The sequence below is a fragment of the Parabacteroides sp. AF17-3 genome, from assembly GCF_003635445.1.
In the GTDB taxonomy this organism is placed as follows: domain Bacteria; phylum Bacteroidota; class Bacteroidia; order Bacteroidales; family Tannerellaceae; genus Parabacteroides; species Parabacteroides goldsteinii.
The window spans coordinates 1-2,133 of sequence record NZ_QTMM01000044.1 but is presented as its reverse complement, the minus strand read 5'-3'; the positions used below and the strand labels follow the sequence as shown (position 1 = coordinate 2,133).

The 2,133-nt window shown below is 47.8% G+C and carries 2 tRNA genes and 1 rRNA gene; all 3 read left to right on the top strand.

Annotation, left to right across the window (positions count from 1 at the left end):
• Positions 1-113: 113 nt before the first annotated feature.
• The 3 genes from DWW91_RS27455 (at position 114) to DWW91_RS27445 (ending at position 1,958) form a co-directional block, all read left to right on the top strand.
• A 16S ribosomal RNA gene (locus DWW91_RS27455) occupies positions 114-1,640 on the top strand.
• 147 nt (positions 1,641-1,787) lie between these two features.
• Positions 1,788-1,861: transfer RNA gene (locus DWW91_RS27450), tRNA-Ile, on the top strand.
• 23 nt (positions 1,862-1,884) lie between these two features.
• A tRNA-Ala gene (locus tag DWW91_RS27445) sits at positions 1,885-1,958 on the top strand.
• Positions 1,959-2,133: the final 175 nt, after the last annotated feature.

Below are 2,133 nucleotides of genomic sequence, written 5' to 3'. Positions count from 1 at the left end.
AGTTCTTTGAAAGATTTACATATCAACAAGTAGTACAAGTATTAAAAATTAATACCGTCAAAAACTTGAAAATAAATACGAATTCTGAGCATAGAGATATAAAAACAATTTAAACAACGAAGAGTTTGATCCTGGCTCAGGATGAACGCTAGCGACAGGCTTAACACATGCAAGTCGAGGGGCAGCACGATGTAGCAATACATTGGTGGCGACCGGCGCACGGGTGAGTAACGCGTATGCAACCTACCTATCAGAGGGGAATAACCCGGCGAAAGTCGGACTAATACCGCATAAAACAGGGGTTCCACATGGAAATATTTGTTAAAGAATTATCGCTGATAGATGGGCATGCGTTCCATTAGATAGTTGGTGAGGTAACGGCTCACCAAGTCCACGATGGATAGGGGTTCTGAGAGGAAGGTCCCCCACACTGGTACTGAGACACGGACCAGACTCCTACGGGAGGCAGCAGTGAGGAATATTGGTCAATGGGCGAGAGCCTGAACCAGCCAAGTCGCGTGAAGGATGAAGGATCTATGGTTTGTAAACTTCTTTTATATGGGAATAAAGTGAGGAACGTGTTCCTTTTTGTATGTACCATATGAATAAGCATCGGCTAACTCCGTGCCAGCAGCCGCGGTAATACGGAGGATGCGAGCGTTATCCGGATTTATTGGGTTTAAAGGGTGCGTAGGTGGTTAATTAAGTCAGCGGTGAAAGTTTGTGGCTCAACCATAAAATTGCCGTTGAAACTGGTTGACTTGAGTATATTTGAGGTAGGCGGAATGCGTGGTGTAGCGGTGAAATGCATAGATATCACGCAGAACTCCGATTGCGAAGGCAGCTTACTAAACTATAACTGACACTGAAGCACGAAAGCGTGGGGATCAAACAGGATTAGATACCCTGGTAGTCCACGCAGTAAACGATGATTACTAGCTGTTTGCGATACACAGTAAGCGGCACAGCGAAAGCGTTAAGTAATCCACCTGGGGAGTACGCCGGCAACGGTGAAACTCAAAGGAATTGACGGGGGCCCGCACAAGCGGAGGAACATGTGGTTTAATTCGATGATACGCGAGGAACCTTACCCGGGTTTGAACGCATATTGACAGCTCTGGAAACAGAGTCTCTAGTAATAGCAATTTGCGAGGTGCTGCATGGTTGTCGTCAGCTCGTGCCGTGAGGTGTCGGCTTAAGTGCCATAACGAGCGCAACCCTTATCACTAGTTACTAACAGGTCATGCTGAGGACTCTAGTGAGACTGCCAGCGTAAGCTGTGAGGAAGGTGGGGATGACGTCAAATCAGCACGGCCCTTACATCCGGGGCGACACACGTGTTACAATGGTGGGGACAAAGGGCAGCTACCGTGCGAGCGGATGCTAATCTCCAAACCCCATCTCAGTTCGGATCGAAGTCTGCAACCCGACTTCGTGAAGCTGGATTCGCTAGTAATCGCGCATCAGCCATGGCGCGGTGAATACGTTCCCGGGCCTTGTACACACCGCCCGTCAAGCCATGGGAGTTGGGGGTACCTAAAGTCCGTAACCGCAAGGATCGGCCTAGGGTAAAACCGATGACTGGGGCTAAGTCGTAACAAGGTAGCCGTACCGGAAGGTGCGGCTGGAACACCTCCTTTCTGGAGCGAAGAGTTCGTTATCAAGTTGACTCAGAGGTATTAGTTAACTTGTACTACGGTTGAATATGTATAAAATATAGATCTACCGGCAATAAAATGTCGGCAAGAGAGAAAAATGATGCTGAGGGAAACCAAGGCAAAGTTGACAGTCCTATAGCTCAGTTGGTTAGAGCGCTACACTGATAATGTAGAGGTCGGCAGTTCAACTCTGCCTGGGACTACAGAATCTCTGAGAGAGAATTTTGGGGGATTAGCTCAGCTGGCTAGAGCATCTGCCTTGCACGCAGAGGGTCAACGGTTCGAATCCGTTATTCTCCACAAAAAGTTACCGAGACATCAGAAACGTAAAGTAACGACAAGATCTTTGACATGATGGACAACGTAAAATAAAGTAACAAGAGCAAGCTGAAGATATATCAATCCAGGTTCACAGCGATGTGACCGGAAATAAGAAAGTAAGCAAGGGCAGACGGTGGATGCCTTGGCTCTCGGA